General features: G+C 65.8%; 18 protein-coding genes. 15 read left to right on the forward strand and 3 right to left on the reverse strand.

Annotated elements, in window-relative coordinates; all coding sequences use genetic code 11:
* Positions 1–67 precede the first annotated feature (67 nt).
* From IPJ87_16035 to nadD, 5 genes are all read left to right on the forward strand, one after another.
* The gene (locus IPJ87_16035; GenBank protein MBK7943357.1) at positions 68–1,450 is read left to right on the forward strand and encodes a T9SS type A sorting domain-containing protein; all 1,383 of its coding nucleotides are present in this window, start codon (positions 68–70) and stop codon (positions 1,448–1,450) included.
* A 126-nt stretch (positions 1,451–1,576) separates the two neighbouring features.
* Positions 1,577–2,497, forward strand: coding sequence for a DMT family transporter (locus tag IPJ87_16040; GenBank protein ID MBK7943358.1), 921 nt, complete (start codon positions 1,577–1,579; stop codon positions 2,495–2,497).
* A 32-nt stretch (positions 2,498–2,529) separates the two neighbouring features.
* Positions 2,530–3,399 (forward strand): YicC family protein, encoded by an 870-nt coding sequence (locus tag IPJ87_16045; GenBank protein ID MBK7943359.1) that lies wholly within the window; start codon positions 2,530–2,532, stop codon positions 3,397–3,399.
* The gene (gene gmk / locus IPJ87_16050) at positions 3,396–3,968 is read left to right on the forward strand and encodes a guanylate kinase (protein MBK7943360.1); all 573 of its coding nucleotides are present in this window, start codon (positions 3,396–3,398) and stop codon (positions 3,966–3,968) included. The genes IPJ87_16045 and gmk overlap by 4 nt, the downstream gene beginning before the upstream one ends.
* Complete coding sequence (nadD, locus tag IPJ87_16055) at positions 3,965–4,552, forward strand: nicotinate (nicotinamide) nucleotide adenylyltransferase (GenBank protein MBK7943361.1); 588 nt, start codon at positions 3,965–3,967, stop codon at positions 4,550–4,552. Before gmk ends, nadD begins: the two co-directional genes overlap by 4 nt.
* On the opposite strand, the gene IPJ87_16060 is transcribed toward nadD, so the two are convergent.
* Positions 4,540–5,190, reverse strand: a complete 651-nt coding sequence (locus IPJ87_16060) for a uridine kinase (protein ID MBK7943362.1) — start codon at positions 5,188–5,190, stop codon at positions 4,540–4,542. The genes nadD and IPJ87_16060 overlap by 13 nt on opposite strands.
* 135 nt (positions 5,191–5,325) lie before the next feature.
* On the opposite strand from IPJ87_16060, the gene IPJ87_16065 reads away from it, so the two are divergent.
* Positions 5,326–5,469, forward strand: a complete 144-nt coding sequence (locus IPJ87_16065) for a hypothetical protein (protein ID MBK7943363.1) — start codon at positions 5,326–5,328, stop codon at positions 5,467–5,469.
* 158 nt (positions 5,470–5,627) lie between these two features.
* A complete protein-coding gene (locus IPJ87_16070; GenBank protein MBK7943364.1) occupies positions 5,628–5,804 on the forward strand; it encodes a hypothetical protein in 177 nt (58 codons plus the stop codon).
* An 81-nt stretch (positions 5,805–5,885) separates the two neighbouring features.
* Here the strand turns inward: IPJ87_16070 and IPJ87_16075 are convergent, their stop codons facing one another.
* Entirely contained in the window at positions 5,886–6,566 is a 681-nt protein-coding gene (locus IPJ87_16075; GenBank protein MBK7943365.1) for a hypothetical protein, read from the reverse strand.
* Positions 6,563–8,074 carry a trypsin-like peptidase domain-containing protein gene (locus tag IPJ87_16080; protein ID MBK7943366.1) on the reverse strand — a complete coding sequence of 504 codons (1,512 nt, stop codon included), beginning with the start codon at positions 8,072–8,074 and terminating at the stop codon, positions 6,563–6,565. The genes IPJ87_16075 and IPJ87_16080 overlap by 4 nt, the downstream gene beginning before the upstream one ends.
* Before the next feature lie 129 nt (positions 8,075–8,203).
* Between IPJ87_16080 and IPJ87_16085 the strand changes: the two genes are divergently transcribed.
* The 8 genes from IPJ87_16085 (at position 8,204) to IPJ87_16120 (ending at position 18,733) form a co-directional block, all read left to right on the forward strand.
* Positions 8,204–10,255, forward strand: coding sequence for an Omp28-related outer membrane protein (locus IPJ87_16085; protein ID MBK7943367.1), 2,052 nt, complete (start codon positions 8,204–8,206; stop codon positions 10,253–10,255).
* A 94-nt stretch (positions 10,256–10,349) separates the two neighbouring features.
* Positions 10,350–12,119 (forward strand): single-stranded-DNA-specific exonuclease RecJ, encoded by a 1,770-nt coding sequence (recJ, locus tag IPJ87_16090; GenBank protein MBK7943368.1) that lies wholly within the window; start codon positions 10,350–10,352, stop codon positions 12,117–12,119.
* Positions 12,120–12,154: 35 nt separating this feature from the next.
* Positions 12,155–13,726 (forward strand): hypothetical protein, encoded by a 1,572-nt coding sequence (locus IPJ87_16095; protein ID MBK7943369.1) that lies wholly within the window; start codon positions 12,155–12,157, stop codon positions 13,724–13,726.
* Positions 13,723–14,172, forward strand: a complete 450-nt coding sequence (locus IPJ87_16100) for a nucleoside deaminase (protein MBK7943370.1) — start codon at positions 13,723–13,725, stop codon at positions 14,170–14,172. Before IPJ87_16095 ends, IPJ87_16100 begins: the two co-directional genes overlap by 4 nt.
* 949 nt (positions 14,173–15,121) lie before the next feature.
* On the forward strand, positions 15,122–16,066 hold the full coding sequence (locus IPJ87_16105) for a hypothetical protein (GenBank protein MBK7943371.1): 945 nt from the start codon (positions 15,122–15,124) through the stop codon (positions 16,064–16,066).
* A 40-nt stretch (positions 16,067–16,106) separates the two neighbouring features.
* Positions 16,107–16,970 (forward strand): hypothetical protein, encoded by an 864-nt coding sequence (locus IPJ87_16110; protein MBK7943372.1) that lies wholly within the window; start codon positions 16,107–16,109, stop codon positions 16,968–16,970.
* Positions 16,955–18,094 (forward strand): tail fiber domain-containing protein, encoded by a 1,140-nt coding sequence (locus tag IPJ87_16115; GenBank protein MBK7943373.1) that lies wholly within the window; start codon positions 16,955–16,957, stop codon positions 18,092–18,094. Before IPJ87_16110 ends, IPJ87_16115 begins: the two co-directional genes overlap by 16 nt.
* A 228-nt stretch (positions 18,095–18,322) precedes the next feature.
* On the forward strand, positions 18,323–18,733 hold the full coding sequence (locus IPJ87_16120; GenBank protein MBK7943374.1) for a BrxA/BrxB family bacilliredoxin: 411 nt from the start codon (positions 18,323–18,325) through the stop codon (positions 18,731–18,733).
* Positions 18,734–18,746: the final 13 nt, after the last annotated feature.

Genomic DNA, 18,746 nt, shown 5'->3' on the forward strand with positions numbered 1-18,746 from the left:
CATGGCTGTTTGGCCGCCTTGGTCTTGGCCGCATCCGGCGAACCCCTATGCGCGCCAAGTCCCTTCCTTGTTCGCCCCGCTTGGCAACGGTGTACGAGGCTCCGTGCTCTGCATGCAGGTGGACCCCGCAGGGAACGACCTGTACATCGGCGGGGGAGTGCTTGGTCCTTTAGCCGGCCCCTATTCCCCGGGTGTCGTCCGTTGGGATGGTCAAGAATTGTACACCGTAGGCTGCGGCTTCGAGTACGATTGTGTGAGCCCGATCACCAGTGGATCATTAGGTGTACCTGTAATGGCGTTGGAGTTCTGGAACGGTGATCTATATGCCGGGGGCGTGTTTGATGAATCGATCGGTGTGGTCGTGAATCGCATCGCCCGTTGGGATGCGGCTGATTCGTTGTGGAAACCCCTCCAGAACGGCCTTAGCGGCCCGGTGTACAGCCTGCGTTCCTATCCGGACGGGCTCTATGCGGCGGGTTGGTTCGAGTACGCCAACGACACCCTGGAGGTGAACGGCCTGGCCCGCTGGGACGGCAGCACCTGGCATAAAGTACACGACCTGCCCAAGCTGAATCCCAACGACATCAACGGCATCAACGACCTGGCCTACTACCAAGGCGAATTGTACATCGGTGGGGAGTTCAGTGGCACGAACGACCGACGCGATATCGCCAAATGGGATGGCACGGCTTGGGTGGATGTGGACGGCGGCTTCCTCGGTGTCTTCAGCACGGTGAACAAGTTCGCGGTACACGACGGGCTGCTGTACATCGCGGGCTCCTTCGCCAACTACCCGCCCTACGGTCACCCGGACAATCCGGGCAACGGCATCGTCACCTGGGATGGCAGCACCTGGGACGACCTGGCCGGGGGCACCTCGGGCTCCAGCAACGCCACCGTTACCCGCATGGTGTGGCTGCGGGACACCTTGCATGTGGTGGGCCTGTTCGGGCGCATCGGCGGGGCGCCCACCGGCCGCATCGCGCGGTGGGACGGCCAGCGGTGGTGCAGCCTGGTACCCCCGGACTATTTCTATCCGGACATCGGCCCCATCGGTGTGTTCCGCGACACCTTGTACGTGGGCGGTTCCTTCACGGTGGCTGGTCCGGACAGCATCAACCGCGTGGCCAAGTGGGTGGCGGGCAGCTATGTGGACAGTTGCCAGGTGTTCGTGGGCGTGGGGCCGGAGCACCAGGATGCGCAGGAACCGAGCGGATTGTCGCTCCACCCCAATCCAGCCGAAGAGGTGGTGACCGTCTCACGGGGTGGCCGGCCTCTGCCCGGTGTTCCCTATGTGGTACACGATGCGCTCGGGCGTCTTGTGGGGTCCGGCCGAACGGACGTGGTGTCCACCCTGGATGTGCGCTACCTGGTCCCAGGGGCGTATGCGGTCAGGGTGTTGAACAGCCAAGGCGCGGTGCTCGGCCAGGGGCGCATGATCAAGCACTGAGCGAACGGTCGGGGCTGTGGCCTCATCCATCGCATGGTGTGTTGTTGGTCGATCCATCCCTGAGTCCTCTCTTTGCCGCACGGGGTGCTTCCTTGGTCGAGGTGCTCCCTTGGCAGGCGGCTCCCCATGTCCCCCCGCACCCGCGCCCACCTGGCCCTCTTCGCGGTGAACCTCATCTATGGGGCCAACTACGCGGTGGCCAAGGGGCTGATGCCCGGGGTCATCGGTCCGTCCGGCTTCATCCTGGTGCGGGTGCTGGGGGCGGTGGGCCTCTTCTGGCTGCTGCGCCTGCTGCGGCCCGAACGCGTGGCCTGGAGCGATGCGCCCCGTCTGTTGCTCTGCGCGGTCTTCGGCGTGGCGCTCAATCAGCTCTGCTTCTTCCACGGGCTGATGCGCACCAGTCCGCTGCATGCCAGCCTCATCATGGTGGCCGCGCCCATCCTGGTGCTGGTCTTCGCGGCGGTGCTCATCGGCGAGCGGGTCAACTGGGGCAAGGCCGTGGGCATCGCCCTGGGCGCCACCGGGGCCACGGTGCTGCTGGTGCGCGGCGCGGAGGGCGGCGATGTGGGCGCCACCCTCACCGGCGACGGCTTCATCCTGGTGAACGCCGCCTCCTTCGCGCTGTACCTGGTGCTGGTGAAGCCTCTGATGCGCACCTACACCGCCGTCACCGTGATGGCCTGGAGCTTCGCGTTGGGCACGGTGATGGTGCTGCCGTTCGGATGGCACGAGCTGGCGGGGGTGCGCTGGGCGGCGCTGGACGGCGGCACCTGGGGGGCCATCGCCTTCGTGGTGGTGGGCGTCACCTTCGTGGCCTACCTGCTGAACACCTGGGCCCTGCGCGTGGTGGACCCCGGGGTGGTGGGCACTTACATCTACCTGCAGCCGCTGATGGCCGTGGCCTTCGCCTGGCTGTATGCGCTGGGGGGCATCGCTCCCTCCGCGATCACCGCGGCCCCGCCGGAGATCCGCCCGGTGCACGGCCTGTGCGCCGCGCTCATCTTCCTGGGGGTTCACCTGGTGAACCGCGCGGACCGTCGCACGTGAGGGCGGCCGATACCTTTGGCGAAAACCAGGGGATGCTGCGATCGATGACCGGCTTCGGCCGGGCGGAAGGCACGGTGGGTGAGCGCAAGGCGAGCGTGGAGCTGCGTTCGCTCAACAGCAAGCAGTTGGACCTGCTGGTGAAACTGCCGGCGGCGCATCGCGAGCGCGAGGCCGAGCTGCGCGCCTGGCTCGCCGAACGCGTGGTTCGGGGCAAGGTGGAGCTCTTCGTGAACATCGATCCCGTGCGTGCAGCGGACCGGACCGGCTTGGACGCCACCGTGGTGAAAGCTCAGTACGATCAGCTGAAAGCTCTGGCCGATGCGGTGGCCCCGGGGCACAGCACCGACCTGCTGGGCATCGTGCTCCGCCAGGCCGAGCAGTCGAGGCCCATGGACGAACCCACGGACCCCGCCGAATGGGAAGCGCTGCTGGCCCTGGTCCACCAGGCCGCCGAAGCGTTCACCGGCTTCCGTGCCGAGGAAGGTGCGCGCCTGATGGAGGACCTGCGCTCCACCGTGGGCCGGGTGGCAGCCCTCCTGGCCGAGGTGGAACAACTGGACGCCGGCCGGACCGACCGCGTGCGCGACCGGCTACGGAGCAAGGTCGAGGAGCTGGGTGTCACCATGGACCGGAACCGCTTCGAGCAGGAGCTTGTCTACTATTTGGAGAAGTTCGACATCAACGAGGAGAAGGTGCGCCTGAAGGCCCATTGCGCCTACTTCCTGGAGACCCTGGCGGCCCCCGACCAGCAGGGCCGCAAGCTGGGCTTCATCGCCCAGGAGATGGGGCGCGAGATGAACACCATCGGTTCCAAGGCCAACGATGCCATTCTCCAGAAGTTGGTGGTGCGCATGAAGGACGACCTGGAGAAGATCAAGGAACAACTGTTGAACGTGCTGTGACCAGCGAAGGCAAATGCGTCATCTGCTCGGCCCCTTCGGGTGCGGGCAAAACCACGTTGGTGCGCCACCTGCTGGCCATGGTGCCGCAGCTCGCTTTCTCGGTGTCCGCCACCAGCCGGCCGCGGCGCGCCAACGAAGTGGATGGGGTGGACTACCACTTCCTGAGCCCCGAGGTTTTTCGCGAGCGCATTACACAGGACGCGTTCGTGGAGTGGGAAGAGGTGTACCCGGGCCGGTACTACGGCACCCTGCGCAGTGAGGTGGAACGACTGTGGCGCGAAGGCCGGCACATCGCCTTCGACGTGGACGTGGTGGGCGGCCTCAACCTCAAGCGCCGGTTCGGGGGGCGGGCGCTTGCCTTGTTCATCCAGCCACCTTCGCTGGAGGTGCTGGCCGAGCGCCTGTCCCGGCGGGGTACGGAGACCACCGAGACCTTGAAGGTGCGGGTGGAGAAGGCGGCGGAGGAACTGCGCGCGGCCCCGTACTTCGATGCGGTGGTGGTGAACGACGACCTGGATCGTGCGTGCCGCGAAGCGGTGGAGCGGGTCCGCAGCTTCCTGGAGGCATGACCATCGCCTGCCTCTTCGGCACCTTCGATCCACCGCACCGGGGCCATGTGCACATCGCCCGGCGCGTGCTGGAGGTGCCGGGCATCGATCGGGTATGGCTGGTGGTGACCCCGCGCAATCCGTTCAAGGTGGAGCAGGCGGTGAGCCCGGATGCGCACCGGATGGCCATGGTGCGCATCGCCGTGCAGGGGGTGCCCGGCGTGGAGGCCAGCGATGCCGAGCTGGGCCTGCCGCCGCCCAACTACACGGTCGATACACTGCGCGAGTTCCGCACCCGCTGGCCGGAGCATCAGTTCGTCCTTGTGATCGGCAGCGACAACCTCGCGCAGCTGCACCGGTGGAAGGACCCGGAGGCCATCCTTGCCCACCATCGCGTGCTCGTCTTCCCGCGGCCGGGCGTCGAACTGCACCAAGGCCTGTCCGGGCTTGCCGGGCATCCGGTCATCAGCCTGCTCGAGGGGCCTGTGATGGACGTGAGCAGCACCCGCATCCGGCAGGCGTTGCGTGAGGGACGGGACCCGGGGCCGCAGCTCGACCCTTCGGTGGCCGACCACATCGGCCGGCATGGCCTTTACAGGGACTGAAGCGTCAGCGGGGCCACGCGCTCGGCGGCGCGGTGCAGGTGGTCGCCCAGCACATCGAGCGCCCGGGTCAGCGCCTGCTCGTTCACCACGTGCAGATCGCAATGGTGGCGGTAGGGCTCCAGGTAGTTGCGGTAGGCGGGCAGCACATGGTGCTCCCATTGGTAGAGCACCTCTTCGGCGCCATAGCCCCGTTCCACGCGGTCCCGCTCCAACCGGCGCCGCAGTTGGGTGTCGAGCCGTGCCTCCACGAACACGCGCAGGTCCAGGAGCTCGCGCAGCGGCTCATGGTGCAGCACGAACAGGCCTTCCACGACGATCACCGGTGCGGGCGCGATCTCGATGCGCCGGGGTTCCCGCCCCTCCTGATTGAAGGTGTACTCGGTCCGCACCAGGGTGTCCCCGGCCACCAGCAGTTGCACATCGCGCACCAAGGCGTCCAGGTCCACCGCGCCGGGCAGATCGAAGTTCAGGACCCCGTTCGCGTCGGGCAACTGCTCGTGCTTCGGGCGGTAGTAATCATCCTGGGACACCAAGCAGAGGCTGCCGGCGGGGAGCCGCTCGCGCAAGGCGCGCACCAGGCTTGTCTTGCCCGATCCGCTGCCCCCGGCGATCCCCACCAGGTAGGCGCCCCTGTGCATGGCGGCAAAGTTAGAAGAAGCAGCGGTGGAAGGAAAGATGCTCAATATCAGGGCATTGGGTCGCTAGGTTCAGGATGCGTCCGGGTTTGGCACGAAGCTTGGAACCAAGCTGCGCAAGCAACGACCCCAACGACGATGAAGACCCGCACGACCCGCGTGGAGCGCTTGAAGAAGCAGGCCCGGCGCCTGATGTTGGCCGGGGATGTGACACGCTACATGAGCAAGCTGAGGGAATTGTACGAGACCCGTTCCACCTCGGGCGGGCTCGCGATCGGATAGGGCTTGGTCCGGGGGACCGGACCGGGGACCTGGTTTTGGTGAAAGAAGGACGGGGCCTGTGGTGGGCCCCGTTCCTTTTTTCCAGGCCCTGCAAGGGCCGCGGCGCGATCCGACGACCGGCATGGATCCTTTTCCCCGCACCCCCGTACAAGGTGCCCATGACGAAGAAGGACAAGATAGCCTTCATCAAGAGCAGCAAGCGCAAATCGCACGTGTACAACGATCTGCAGCGCTACTCGGACCAGCAGCTCAACGACCTCATCCGTGAGATCGTGCAGGGCCTGGTGCGGGAGAGCGAGATCATCGCCAACGCCTACATCAACGGCTATCGGTGAACACGAGCAAGGAGCGCGCGCCGGCTTGAGCGAAGGCTGGAAGCGACAGGTAACCGGGCCCGGACGAACGTCCGGGCCTTGTTACTTCCGGGGGTCCTTGCCGCCACCGATGCTCAGTCCGAATCCATAGATGAAGCCGGCGGCCCGGAGGGAGCTTAGGTACACTTCGTCGAACAGGGCCGTTGCGCCGCCGACCTGGTAGCCCAGCATGAAGTGGACGTCCGCGTAAGCTCCGCGCAGGTCGCCGCGGAAACCGGCGCGCAGGCCGATGGGCATCAACAACCGCGACGTCTCCAGCGAAGGGGCCACGGCCTTGCCATCGGACCAGTCCCCACTGCCCTTCACCAAGGTGCGCCGTGCATACCGGATGCCCAGGAAGGGGCCCAGGTAGGGTGAGGCCTCCCGGTTGCCCAGGAAGAAATACGAGCTGTGGAGGATCGCGCTGGCTGCGAACGCCTTATCACCATACGAGAAGGACTGTGAGCCATAACGAATGTTGTTCGTGACCCCGTCCGATCCGCTGATGTCGCTCCGCAGGGTCAGGTCGAGTCCGATGGCGGAGTATGGGGATACATCCACCGACAGCCCGAGGCCATACCCGACGGCGATCCGCTGGATCTGGTCGGTGGGGCTGCGGAACCCATCGGTCGACTTGTCGGCGAACACCCGTTCGAAGCGGGGCAGGATCGCATGGACGCCCCATTGGGCTTGCGTGCTGCAAACGAGCAACAAGGCGGGAAGGAGGATCAGACGCGGGATCATGGCACCATGCGGATGTTGAGCATGTCCAGTGCGGTGCGGATGCCGAAGCCCAGGCCCTCCAGCCCGCGCCCGGTGATCTTGGCGCTGGCCACGCCCACCACATGGCCGTTCGTGTCCACCAAGGGTCCGCCACTGTTCCCCGGGTTGATGCTCACGTCGGTCTGCAGCAGTTCGCGGCCCTCGATGGTGCGCTTGCCGCTGAGGATGCCCCGGCTGACGCTCTGTCCCAGTTCGGTATCCAGCGGGGTGCCGATGGCGAAGAGCTCCTCGCCCACCAGCAGGCCGCCGTCGTCACCGATCGTTAGCGCGGGCACATCGGTCACTTCGGCCTTGAGCAGCGCGAGGTCCTGATCCACGTTCATCTTCACCACGGTGGCCTGCAGGGTGAAGCCTTGCGCGAAGCGGACCTTCACCTCCGTGACGTTCTCCACCACATGCTGGTTGGTGAGGAGGTGGCCGGTATTGCTGATCAGGAATCCGCTGCCGTGGCCTTTGCCGGTCTCCACCGTCACCACGGCGTTCACCAGGGCGCTGAGCATGTCCCGCCGCCCCTCGAAGGCGATCGCCTTGGGCCGTGGCACCTCCAGCAGCGCCCCGCGTGCCAGCGTCATCCCGGTGCGGCGCACCGAATCGATCCGGTCATGCAACCCGGGGACCTCCAGCAGGCTGCGCGCGTTGGCCTGTAGCGCCTCTTCGAGCAGGTCGCTGCCGCGGCTCCGATGGAGATGGTGCTGCTCCGTCACCGGATGGGTGAAAAGCAGGCTGTCCGTGTCGAGCCCACTATAGAAGCACCAGTCCACCGAAAGGGTCAGGGTGCCGCTATACTGATCGCGTCGCTCTTTCAGGTCCGCGTTCACGGCCGTGATGCGGGGGCGTACGTGCACCTTGGCCTTGGTCACTGCTTCCTTTCCAGCTGTGGTGTTCAGCCGCGCGGTGGGCATCTTCAACCAACTGGAACGGACGCCCTGCTGAAGGGGCACCAAGAGCTGCTCCGTGCGGCCCAGTTCCCGGGCCACCGGTGCCTCATCGCCGCGGATCGGTGTGCCGTTCACCCGGCCCAGTTCAGCGGTCCCCACCTTGTTCTCCACGCCGGTGAGCGGAACAGTGAGCGGTTCCAGCTCTTTGTTCAGCGGCCTTTTCAGGACGATGGTCCGCCCCTCCTCGTCATAGCTCCACAGGTACGGGCTCTTCCGGTCCACCAGCAGCGGGAGGTTGAAGAGCATCGCATCCGCGAACAAGGCCCCCTTGTTGGGCCTGGCTTCCACCGGAAAGGACGCATCCTCGTATCCATCGAGCCGGAGAACGATGTCCGTTCGCGCGGAGGTCCCTCCTCGATGGGTATGCGTGTACGGAGTGCGCCCCACCACGGCACTGTCCACCAGCACCTCTGCACCCTCGGGGATGGAACGAACGGTGAACGTGTTCCCGGTCCCGTTGCGCAGCAATCCGGCGCAGCCATGACCCAGCATGGCGAGCAGCAGGATCTGCGCGGTCATCCAACGGTTCATGGCGCCAAGGTATCCGATGGATCGTGACCCAGCAGTGCGGAACGCACCTCAGCCTTCCCAGCATGCGGACCATCGGTGCTGTGACGAACGGGGCGGACCGGTACTTTCACCGGGACCAAACCCCCGGACATGAGAGCACTGTACACCTTGCTGGCGGCCGCCCCCTTGTCGGCCCTCGGCCAATCGCTTGTTTCCACCCAGCCGGAGCTGCGCACGGCCCTGCTGGAGGATTTTACCGGCATTCACTGCCAGTACTGCCCTGAGGGCCATACCGTGGCGGCGGCCATCGAGGCTTCCGCGCCGGACCGCGTGGTGATCGTGGGCGTACATGCCGGCCCGTACGCCACACCCGGTACCGGCGAGCCGGATTTCCGCACGCAGGCGGGCACCGACATCGATGCCCATTTCACCATCGCCGGCTATCCGGCGGGCGTGATCAACCGCCACCTGTTCAACGGCGCCGATGACCTGGGTCGTGGCCAGTGGGAAGGTGCCGTGAACGAGATCCTGGGCCTGAGCTCCCCGGTGAACCTCGGTGTGGAAAGCAGCTTCGACATCGGCACGCGGGACCTGACGGTGAACGTGGTGGCCTACTACACGGACAACAGCCCTTCGGGCAACGACTTCATCAGCGTGCTGCTGAAGGAGAGCGACATCATCGGCCCGCAGACCAGCACCGGAGGCAACATCCCCAGCTACAACCACGAGCATGTGCTGCGCGCCTACATCACGCCCACCTGGGGTGATGAGGTGACCACCACCACGGCCGGCACCACGGTCACGCGGTCGTACACCTACAACGTCCCGGTGGACTTCGACATCGCCCATTGCGAGGTGGTGGCGTTCATCAGCGAGGACCAGAGCGAGGTGTACCAGGTGCGTGAGGTGATGGCCGATGGCGGCACCACCCTGCTGATCGGCGGCCTTGACGGCCCGGCCACACCCTATGCCGCAGGGACCAGCGGTTCGTCCACCGCCTTCGGGGCCACGTTCACCAACTCCCTTGGCGCGGATGGAGCGTTCACGGTCACCCTGGCGAGCACCGATGCCCCGGCCGACTGGACCTCCGGTTTCACCGTGCTGGGCAACAGCTACACGGGCACGGCCACGGTGACCTTCACCAACGGCAGCCCCGCGCCCATCGACATCACCGTCCAACCTGGCGCCAGCGCTGGGGTGGCCACCTACACCCTCACGGTGGCCTCGGTGGATGAGCCGAACGCGCCGGTGCTCACCGAACTGGTCCACGTCATCAGCGGGGTCAGCGACCTGGTGATCACCAATCCGCAGGCCGAGCCGCACGACCCCCTCTACATGGCCGGACTGGCCGCGGCCAACCAGGCCGGACGGGCAAAGACCAGCCGCGCCCTGTTCGGGGGCTTCGCCGATGCCGCCGCGCTCACCGGGGTGAACAACATCTACTACAATGTCAGCTGGACCTTCCCGAGCCTCACCGACGCCGTGGTGGCCCAGTTGGAGTCGTTCCTCGACGCGGGCGGCAACCTGATGATCGCCGGTCAGGACATCGGCTGGGACCAGAGCGGCGACCCCAATGCTTACGGCACCGCGCAGACCCAGGCCTTCTACACCACCTATATGTACGCCGACTTCGTAGCGGACGGCACCACGGCCAACAGCTCGGTGAACTTCGAGGATGCCGACGCGGTGTTCGGCGGTGTGCCCAACTCGAACATCAACAACGTGTTCCAAGGGAACAGCTATCCGGAGGAGATCACCCCGATCGCACCGGCCGTGCCCATCCTGCGCTACAACAACCCCAGCAAGATCGGCGGCCTGCGTGTGCAAACGGCCACCTACAAGCTGGTCTATTTCGGTGTGGGTCCCGAGCAGATGACCACCGCGAGCGTGGGCGAACAGATGGTGAAGCTGAGCCACGACTGGTTCTATGGTCTGGTGAGCGTGGACGAGCTGGATGCCGCGTTCGGCGGATCGCTCTGGCCCGTGCCGGCGGATGGTGAGCTGAACGTGTCGCTGGAGCGTCCCATCAACGCCTGGCAGGTGATCGATGCCGCCGGTCGCGCCGTGCTGCAGCCGCGCGCCGTTACGGCCACGGACCGCCTTGTGGTGAACGTGGCCGGTCTGGCCAACGGCACTTACACCTTGGTGGTGACCGCGGCCGATGGTCGGCGCGCGGCGCGCAGTTTCTCCGTGGCGCACTGACGCGGTCGCCCGCATGCGGACAGGGCCGGTGGCGAACGTCACCGGCCCTGTCCGTTCCAGGCCCTTCCTGAACGCGGATCATTAGCTTTAGGCCATGAGCCGACCCGCGAACATCCGTTGGCGCTTGAAGCCCGACCCGGACCCGGCGGCCGTGGCCGCATTGACCAACGACCGCTGTCCCGCGCCGCTGGCCCGGGTGCTCGCCCAGCGCGGCATCAGCCGCCCTGACGAGGCCGCCGCGTTCTTCCGTCCCGACCGGCGCGGGCTGCACGACCCCTTCCTGATGGCCGACATGCAGCGGGCCGTGGAACGCATCGAACAGGCGCTGGGTGATGGGGAGCGCATCATGGTCTATGGCGACTACGATGTGGACGGCACCACGGCCGTGGCTCTGGTCACCAGCTTCCTCCATCGCTTCACGGGCCACCTCTCCTTCTACATCCCGGACCGCTACGCCGAAGGGTATGGCATCTCCACCCTGGGCATCGATCACGCTGCGCGCGAAGGCGTGGGGCTGATCATCGCCCTGGACTGTGGCATCAAGTCGGTGGACAAGGTGGCCTACGCCGCGGAGAAAGGCATCGACATGATCATCTGCGACCACCACCGGCCGGGCGGGGTGCTCCCAGCGGCTGTGGCGGTGCTGGACCCCAAGCGGGACGATTGTCCGTACCCCTACAAGGAGCTCAGCGGCTGCGGCATCGGCTTCAAGCTCATGCAGGGTCTGGCCTCCCGCAACGGCATCCCCTTCAGCGAGCTGGAGGCCCTGCTCGACCTGGTGGCCGTGAGCACGGCATGCGACATCGTGCCGGTGACCGGAGAGAACCGGGTGCTGTGCGCCGCAGGGTTGGAGCGACTGAACAAGGATCCCCGGCCGGGCATCAAGGCCATGCTGGAGATGGCCAACGTGAAGCGGACCCTCACGGTCACCGACCTGGTCTTCGTGCTGGGCCCGCGCATCAACGCGGCGGGCCGCATCGAACATGGGCGGCAGGCCGTGGAGCTGCTGCTGGCCCACGATGCCGCGCAGGCCGAACAGATGAGCGCCCGCATCGACAAGAACAACGTGGAGCGCCAGGGCCTCGACAAGGAGACCACCCGCCAGGCGTTGGAGCGCATCGCCACCGATGAGTTCCTGCAGGCCTCGTGGAGCACGGTGGTGTTCGACCCGGGATGGCACAAGGGCGTCATCGGCATCGTGGCCTCGCGCCTCATCGAGGTGCACTACCGACCCACCATCGTGCTCACCGAGAGCAACGGCAAAGTGGCCGGCTCGGCGCGCAGCGTGAAGGGATTCGATGTGTACGAGGCCATCAGCGCCTGCAGCGACCTGCTGGAGCAGTTCGGCGGCCACACCTACGCGGCGGGGCTGACGCTCGACCCGAAGAACCTGGAGCCCTTCAGGATGCGTTTCGAGGAAGTGGTGCGCGCCACGCTGCGCGAGGAGCAGCGCACGCCCGAGGAGGAGGTCGATGCCGAGATCACCCTGCTGGCCATCAACGACCGCTTCGTGCGGGTGCTCCACCACATGGCGCCCTACGGTCCGGGCAACATGCGACCGGTCTTCCTCACCCGTGGGGTGGTGGACAAGGGGCGGGCGCGGATCGTGGGCGAGAACCACCTGAAGATGAACCTGGCCGACCCCAAGGACCCGCGCCGGGAGCTCGATGCCATCGCCTTCCGTCAGGCCCACCACCTGGACCTGGTGCGATCGGGCGCGCCCTTCAGCATCATCTATACCCTGGAGGAGAACACGTGGAACGGCCGCACCACGGTGCAGCTCAACATCAAGGACATCAAGCCCGGAACAGCAGACCTGCTGGTGAACGAGCCGCTGGCCAGCGCCGTGGGCGAACCGGCCTGATCGAACCCTGCCCTCTGCACCCCGTCAAACACGCCATGCGCACCCTGTTCACTGCCTTCCTGCTGTGCTCGTTCGCTGCTGCGGCACAGACGCCCACGCCCACGTGGAGCGCGGACATCGCCTGCATCGTGTACACCCACTGCGCCCCCTGCCACCGCGAGGGCGGTGCGGGCCACTTGCCGCTCACGAGCTTCATGGAGGCCTTCCCTTACCGCAACGACATCCACGATGCGACGCAGCTGCGCCTGATGCCGCCGTGGCCGCCGGACGAGGAGTACCGGAGCCTGGCGCACGAGCGGCTGCTGACCACGGAGGAGGTGGACCTCATCGCGGCCTGGGTGAACGGCGGCGCGCCGGAGGGCGATCCCAACCTGGCCCCGCCGCCGCCCACGTTCGTGAGCGACTGGGTGATCGCCCAGCCGGACATCACCGCGCGCATGGAGGAGTACGTGGTGCCGCCCTCCACCAACGACAATTACCGGTGCTTCGTGCTGCCCATCAACAACCCCGTGGACCGCTTCATCACGGGCTTCGAGGTGGTGCCGGGCAACACGGCCGTGGTGCACCACGTGCTCGTCTTCACCGACGAGACCGGCCAGGCCGCGCAGCTCGATGCCGGCGATCCGGAGCCGGGCTACACGAGCTTCGGCGGCATCGGCGTCCCCGGCGCCAAGCTGGTGGGCGAGTGGGTGCCCGGGGCCGATCCCTACTTCACGCCTCCGGGCATGGGGCTGCCTCTGCCCGCGAACGCCGACCTGGTGATCCAGGTGCACTACCCGGCCGGAAGCAGCTTCGCGCTGGACAGCACCCGCGTGAACCTGCAGCTGTCGCCCGGCGGCTTCGTGCGCAAGATGGCCTTGGACCCCATCCTGGAGCACGGAGCCACCCTGATCGACGGCCCCTTGGTGATCCCGCCCAACGTGGTGAAGACGTTCCACAACCAGTACACCGTGCCCATCCCGGCCACGATCACGGCCATCGGCCCGCACGCCCACCTGTTGTGCACACGCATGAGGTCGTACGCCGTGCTGCCGGGCAACGACACCGTGCCACTGATCGACATTCCCGAGTGGGATTTCCGCTGGCAGGGGCTCTACGCCTTTCGCAGACCGATCTTCCTGCCCACGGGCACGGTGCTGCATGGCGAGGCCACCTACGACAACACCACGAACAACCCCGATAACCCGAACGACCCGCCCCAGTGGGTGACGCTCGGCGAGGCCACCACGGACGAGATGATGTTGTTCTACTTCGGCTGGACCTACGGGTTCCCGGCCGACACCCTGATCGTGGTGGACACCGCCGCCCACGCCGCGCATCACCTGGACTGCGCACCGAGCACGGTCCTGGGCCTCGAGGAGGCGGCGGGCATGCCGGCGCTCACCGCCTACCCGGTCCCCGCCGAGGACGTGGTGCACCTCACCGGGCTGGCCGCACCGGGTGTGCTGGAGCTGCTGGACGCCGCGGGCCGGATGCACGGGCGCTGGACGGTGGCCGGCGCGTCCCTCACCCTGGAAGCGGACCACCTGCCCGCCGGGGTCTACACCGCGATCCTCCACGACCGCCAAGGTTCACCGGTGCAACGGGCCCGCGTGCTGAAGCGATGATCCAGGTGGGCGGCGATGAGCACTGGATGCGGCAGGCCCTGCGCGAGGCCGAGCGGGCGTTCAGCCTGGACGAGGTGCCCGTGGGCGCGGTGGTGGTGTGTCAGGACCGCATCATCGCCAAGGCCCACAACCTCACCGAGCGGCTCAACGACGTGACGGCCCACGCCGAAATGCAATGCATCACCGCCGCGGCCACGCACCTGGGCGGCAAGTACCTCGCCGATTGCACGCTGTACGTCACCCTGGAGCCCTGCGTGATGTGCGCCGGGGCGCTGCGCTGGTCGCAGCTGGGGCGGCTGGTCTTCGGTGCGTTCGACGAGAAGGCCGGCTACCGGCGGATCAGCGGCGGCCTGCTGCATCCCAAGACCCAGGTGACCGGCGGTGTGCTGGAACCCGAGTGCGCCGACCTGATGAAGGCCTTCTTCCGGAAGAAGCGGGCGCTGTGAGCGTGGATTAAGCGTGCCACGCGCAGAGGCGCAGTGGGCGCAGAGCAAGTTCGTTGTCGATGACGTGTTGAAAAAGAACAATGCAGGTACCGATCACCTCCGCACCGTCCCTGCGAGGCGCATGCGTGGTGGGTGGTGCGCTGGGCGCTGTGGCGGTCTCCCCGAGGTGGACGAGGTCCATTCGTCGCCATGGGCCGCCTTCGCTGTAGCTGCGGCGAGCCGAAGAGATCGCTTCGCCGGCAGAGCCCGGCTCGCGAAGACGGTTGTGCATTGGTCACAAGGAAATGGTGACCAGAAGTCTTTGTTGAGCTTGAGTTCTCGAACCTGAACCGTTTTCGGTTGAAAACCGCAACTTTTCAACAGCGTGAACCAATGCGTCGTATGTGCATTACATTGGGTGCCCCATGTGTCCCTTGCCTCCATCCAAGATCATGAAGCACCGCATGTTTGGTCGCGTACCGGAGGCTTGTGGCTGGCGGCCGATAGCCGGAAGCTGACAGCTGGAAGCTGGAAGCAGGAGGCAGGAGGCCGGAAGCAGGAAGCAGGCGGCTGGCGGCTGGCGGCTGGAGGCCAACAATCCTGGGACCTACCAAGGGAACCTCACCAACCATCGATGAAAGAAGCCCCCGGCGCTTAAGACACCGCGGGCTTTGGTCGCTCATGTCCCACTCAACCCACTGGAATAGGTAAACGAAACAGAGCAGCGCGAAGATAATGTGCCACCGCCGAGCCACCCAGGCAGCGCCGGGCCGTGCAGTCACGGTCTATCTGCGGAGCCTTGCCGCACCCCGCGACGGACAAGGACTTGAACGGAGCGGATCTTGACCGGATCGATACACGAACAGTGTATCACGAACGAGAACGAACGATGACCCTGCGACCGACGAATGGTGGGTGGCGGCGCGCAGCCGTGCGGCTCGTGTGCTGCTGCTCACTGTTCGTTGGGCCCTTGCCGGCGTTCGCCCAGAACCTCGTCCCCAACCCCAGCTTCGAGGAGCACACCGCTTGCCCTGTGACCATTGGCTTCCAGGGCTTTTCCAAGCCGCTCCAGTGGGAGAAGTGGAACGAATCCCCGGATTACTTCCACACATGCGCCGGTTCATTGGGCGGCGTGGACACCTTGATCACCGTGCCGTTGAACGGCTTTGGTTACCAGCATGCCTTGCATGGCGACGCGTATGTGGGGATGTATGCCTACGGTGCTTTGGCCGGTGGTGTCAGTTACCGGGAGATCGTCGGTTGCCAACTCCTTGAGCCATTGGTAGTAGGAGAGAGCTATGAGCTGAGCTTCTTCACCAATGTGGCGTTCGGTGGCAGCTACTGGTCACCTACCCAGGCGTGCAACAACATGGGCATGCTCTTCACCATGGAGCCGAACATCTGGACCGGATTGAACGGTCCGCTTTTCGCCCTGCGGAACTACGCGCACCTGCATAGCACGGCCATCATCAGCGATACGGCCAACTGGACCCTGGTGAGCGGCAGCTTCGTGGCCGATAGCGCCTACCAGTACCTGGTGATCGGCAACTTCTTCAGCAATGCGCTCACGGATACGATGGACCTGGCATCGGACACTTATGTACCTGCCTACTACTTCGTGGATGGTGTGTGCGTGCGCCCGAGCGGGCAGCCTTGCGAGTTCATCACGGGCATCACAGAGCCAGGTGAACAAGGACCCATCGTGTGGCCTAACCCGGCAGCGGATCTCGTGCAGGTGCGCGCTGGTGCAGGTACACGATGGCGGGCTTTCGATGCCATGGGCAGGCTGATGGATGCCGGGTTGAGCCCGGTGGATGTGCTGACTGTGCCTGTACACCATTGGGCGCCTGGGGAGTACGTTCTACGCTTGGAAGGGGCGATGAGGAGACACGTTCGTTTTGTCGTGATGCGGTAGCAGCGATCCGGTCTTCGGTTGAACACCAACAACGAAGACCATGAAAACGAAGAAGTTCTTGGGCTGCCTGGCAGCCTTGGCCATAACGCTCCAGGTGAGCGCACAAAACTGGTTGACCACTGGCAATACCGTCACCGGCGTCTCCGAGTGGTTCGGAGCGGATGCTAGTAGCACAGCGCCGCTTCGGATCGAGACCAGGGCGAACCAGCCGATCGACTGGTACACCGATGCCATCCAGCGTGTCACCCTGTCGCCCACGCTGACCGGGCAAACGGTGAACAGCTACACCGGGGTGAACCTCAGCGGCTTCCTGGGCATCGGGCCCTTCTCGAACGCGCTGGTGGACAAGCCCCAGGCCATGTTGCACCTGGACGGCGGGGGCAACCAGGACAGCGGATGGCGGCCCTGGATGAAACAGGGCACCTACATCACCTACTCGTCGGACCAGGCCTATCTGGGCTTGAAGGCCGAAGCCGGCGACAGGAACCACCTGACCCTGGCCTGGTCGGACAACGGCCTGTTGGGCGAGCCGGACGGCCCCGATCAACTGCGGTTCATCTTCACACGGAACAATGTGGGCACCACGCTGGCCGCTGGGGTTGATGGTCTGGAGGCGGGGCGCTTCACACCGGCCACGTCCTGCAACGAGGTCTTCTTCGGCCTGGGCCATTGGCAGGGTTTGGGTCTCGACCCGGACGAGCGGCTGGATCTCTTGGATCGCACCATCCGTCTGCGGAACTTCATGACCAACCCACCGATCGGCAGTGGCACCGATTACGAGAGCACGACCTTGGAGAACGTGCTGGTGGTGGACCCTGTGCCGATGGCCGGGTCCACTGGCGCACGCTTACCGGTTGGAACGGCGATTGCGACTGGGAGAACAACGGCGTGGATGACATCGTGACGGCCTGGCAGCCCGGACCCTTGAGCGGCTGCCCGGACGAGAGCAACATGGTGGGCATCGGCATGTTGGAGCCTGGGGCAAAGTTGGACGTGCTGAAGACCCGCAACACGGGGCTGGCGGAGGACATCGCGATCCGTGCGCAGAACGATGTGGCGGGTGGCACCAAAGTGGCCGCGGACCTCATCAACGTGAAGGAAGGTCTTCAGAACTTCGGCCTTCGGTCGGCGGTGGATGGGGCATACCGCAATTGGGGCGTCTCTTCCTTGACCGGAGCTGGTGTGTTGAACGGATCGGTGGTGTCGGGCTATTTCTTCGCCGATGGGGAGTACATCACGCAGGACCCGATCGCGGTGTGGGGTACGGCCGTCCGGGATATGTCCGGTGGGCCGGGCTGGGCGGCTTGGTTCGATGGCTACGGCTACCTTTCCCTGGGTCCGTGGGTCACGAGCGATGCCACGCTGAAGCAGAACATTGAGCCGTTGGGCGGTTGCCTGGATGTGGTGGACCAGCTGGCCCCCAAGTCGTATGAGTTCGCGGCGCAGGACCACCCGGAGATGAACCTGCCCACCGGCTACCAGGCGGGTGTGCTGGCGCAGGACCTGCAGCAGGTGCTGCCCCATCTGGTGCGCGAAGCGCATCGCCCGGAGGTGACGGACTCCTCTGGGAATGTGATCTCAGCATCGGCTGACCTCCTAACGGTGAATTACGAAGGGATCATTCCGTACCTCATCGGGGCCATCCAGGAGCAACAAGCCCAGATCAGTACCCTTCAACAGGACCTCGCATCGTGCTGCGCCGCCCATGGCGTACCGGATCAGCGCACCATGGGCCCGGGGGCAAGTGCAGGCGCGGCCGAAGTCCTGCGCACCGACCTCTTCATCCTGCCCAACCCGGTGGCGGACCTCACGCAGTTGCGCTACACGGTGGCCGCGCCGGGTCGCACGCGCCTGGAGGTCAGCGACGCCAGCGGCAAGCGGCTGGAGGTGCTGGAGGAGGCCGTGCGGGAGGTGGGCACGTACACCCACGACTGGACCACCACCGACCTAGCGCCGGGCACCTACCACTGTACCCTCTACCTCAACGACAGCTTCGTGGTGAAGAAGGCCGTGAAGGTGGCGCGGTAACGTTTTGCTGAACCTTGGCCGAGGGCCGCTTCGCGTTCGCGGGGCGGCCCTCGGTGCATGTGCACAAGGGCACATGAGCACGACTTGTCCCGCCCCAGCGGGATGGGCACATGCCCACGACCTGTCCCGCCCCAGCGGGATGAACACGACCCGTCCCGAACCGCACCCCCTCGCGCCCCGTTACCTTTGTACCCGCCTTCCCTGGAAGGCCTTCCAACCCGATCGACCATGTATCCCCCCGAACTCGTCGCCCCCATGAAGTCCGACCTCACCAGCGTCGGCTTCGAGGAGCTCAAGACCCCCGACCAAGTGGACAAGGCGCTGGCCCAGCCCGGCACCGTGCTCTGCGTGGTGAACAGCGTGTGCGGCTGTGCCGCCGGCGCGGCCCGCCCTGGTGTGAAGATGAGCCTGCGCGGCGCCAAGCGCCCGGAGAAGCTCGTCACGGTGTTCGCCGGGGTGGACACCGATGCCACCATGCAGGCGCGCAAGCATTTCCTGCCCTATCCGCCCAGCAGCCCCAGCATGGCGCTGTTCAAGGACGGCAAGCTGGTGCACTTCCTGGAACGCCACCACATCGAGGGCCGCACCGCGGAGATGATCGCGGACAACCTGCAGATGGCCTTCGAGGAGTTCTGCTGAGCGGGGGGCCTCT

The organism is Flavobacteriales bacterium (assembly GCA_016713875.1).
GTDB lineage: Bacteria > Bacteroidota > Bacteroidia > Flavobacteriales_F > PHOS-HE28 > PHOS-HE28.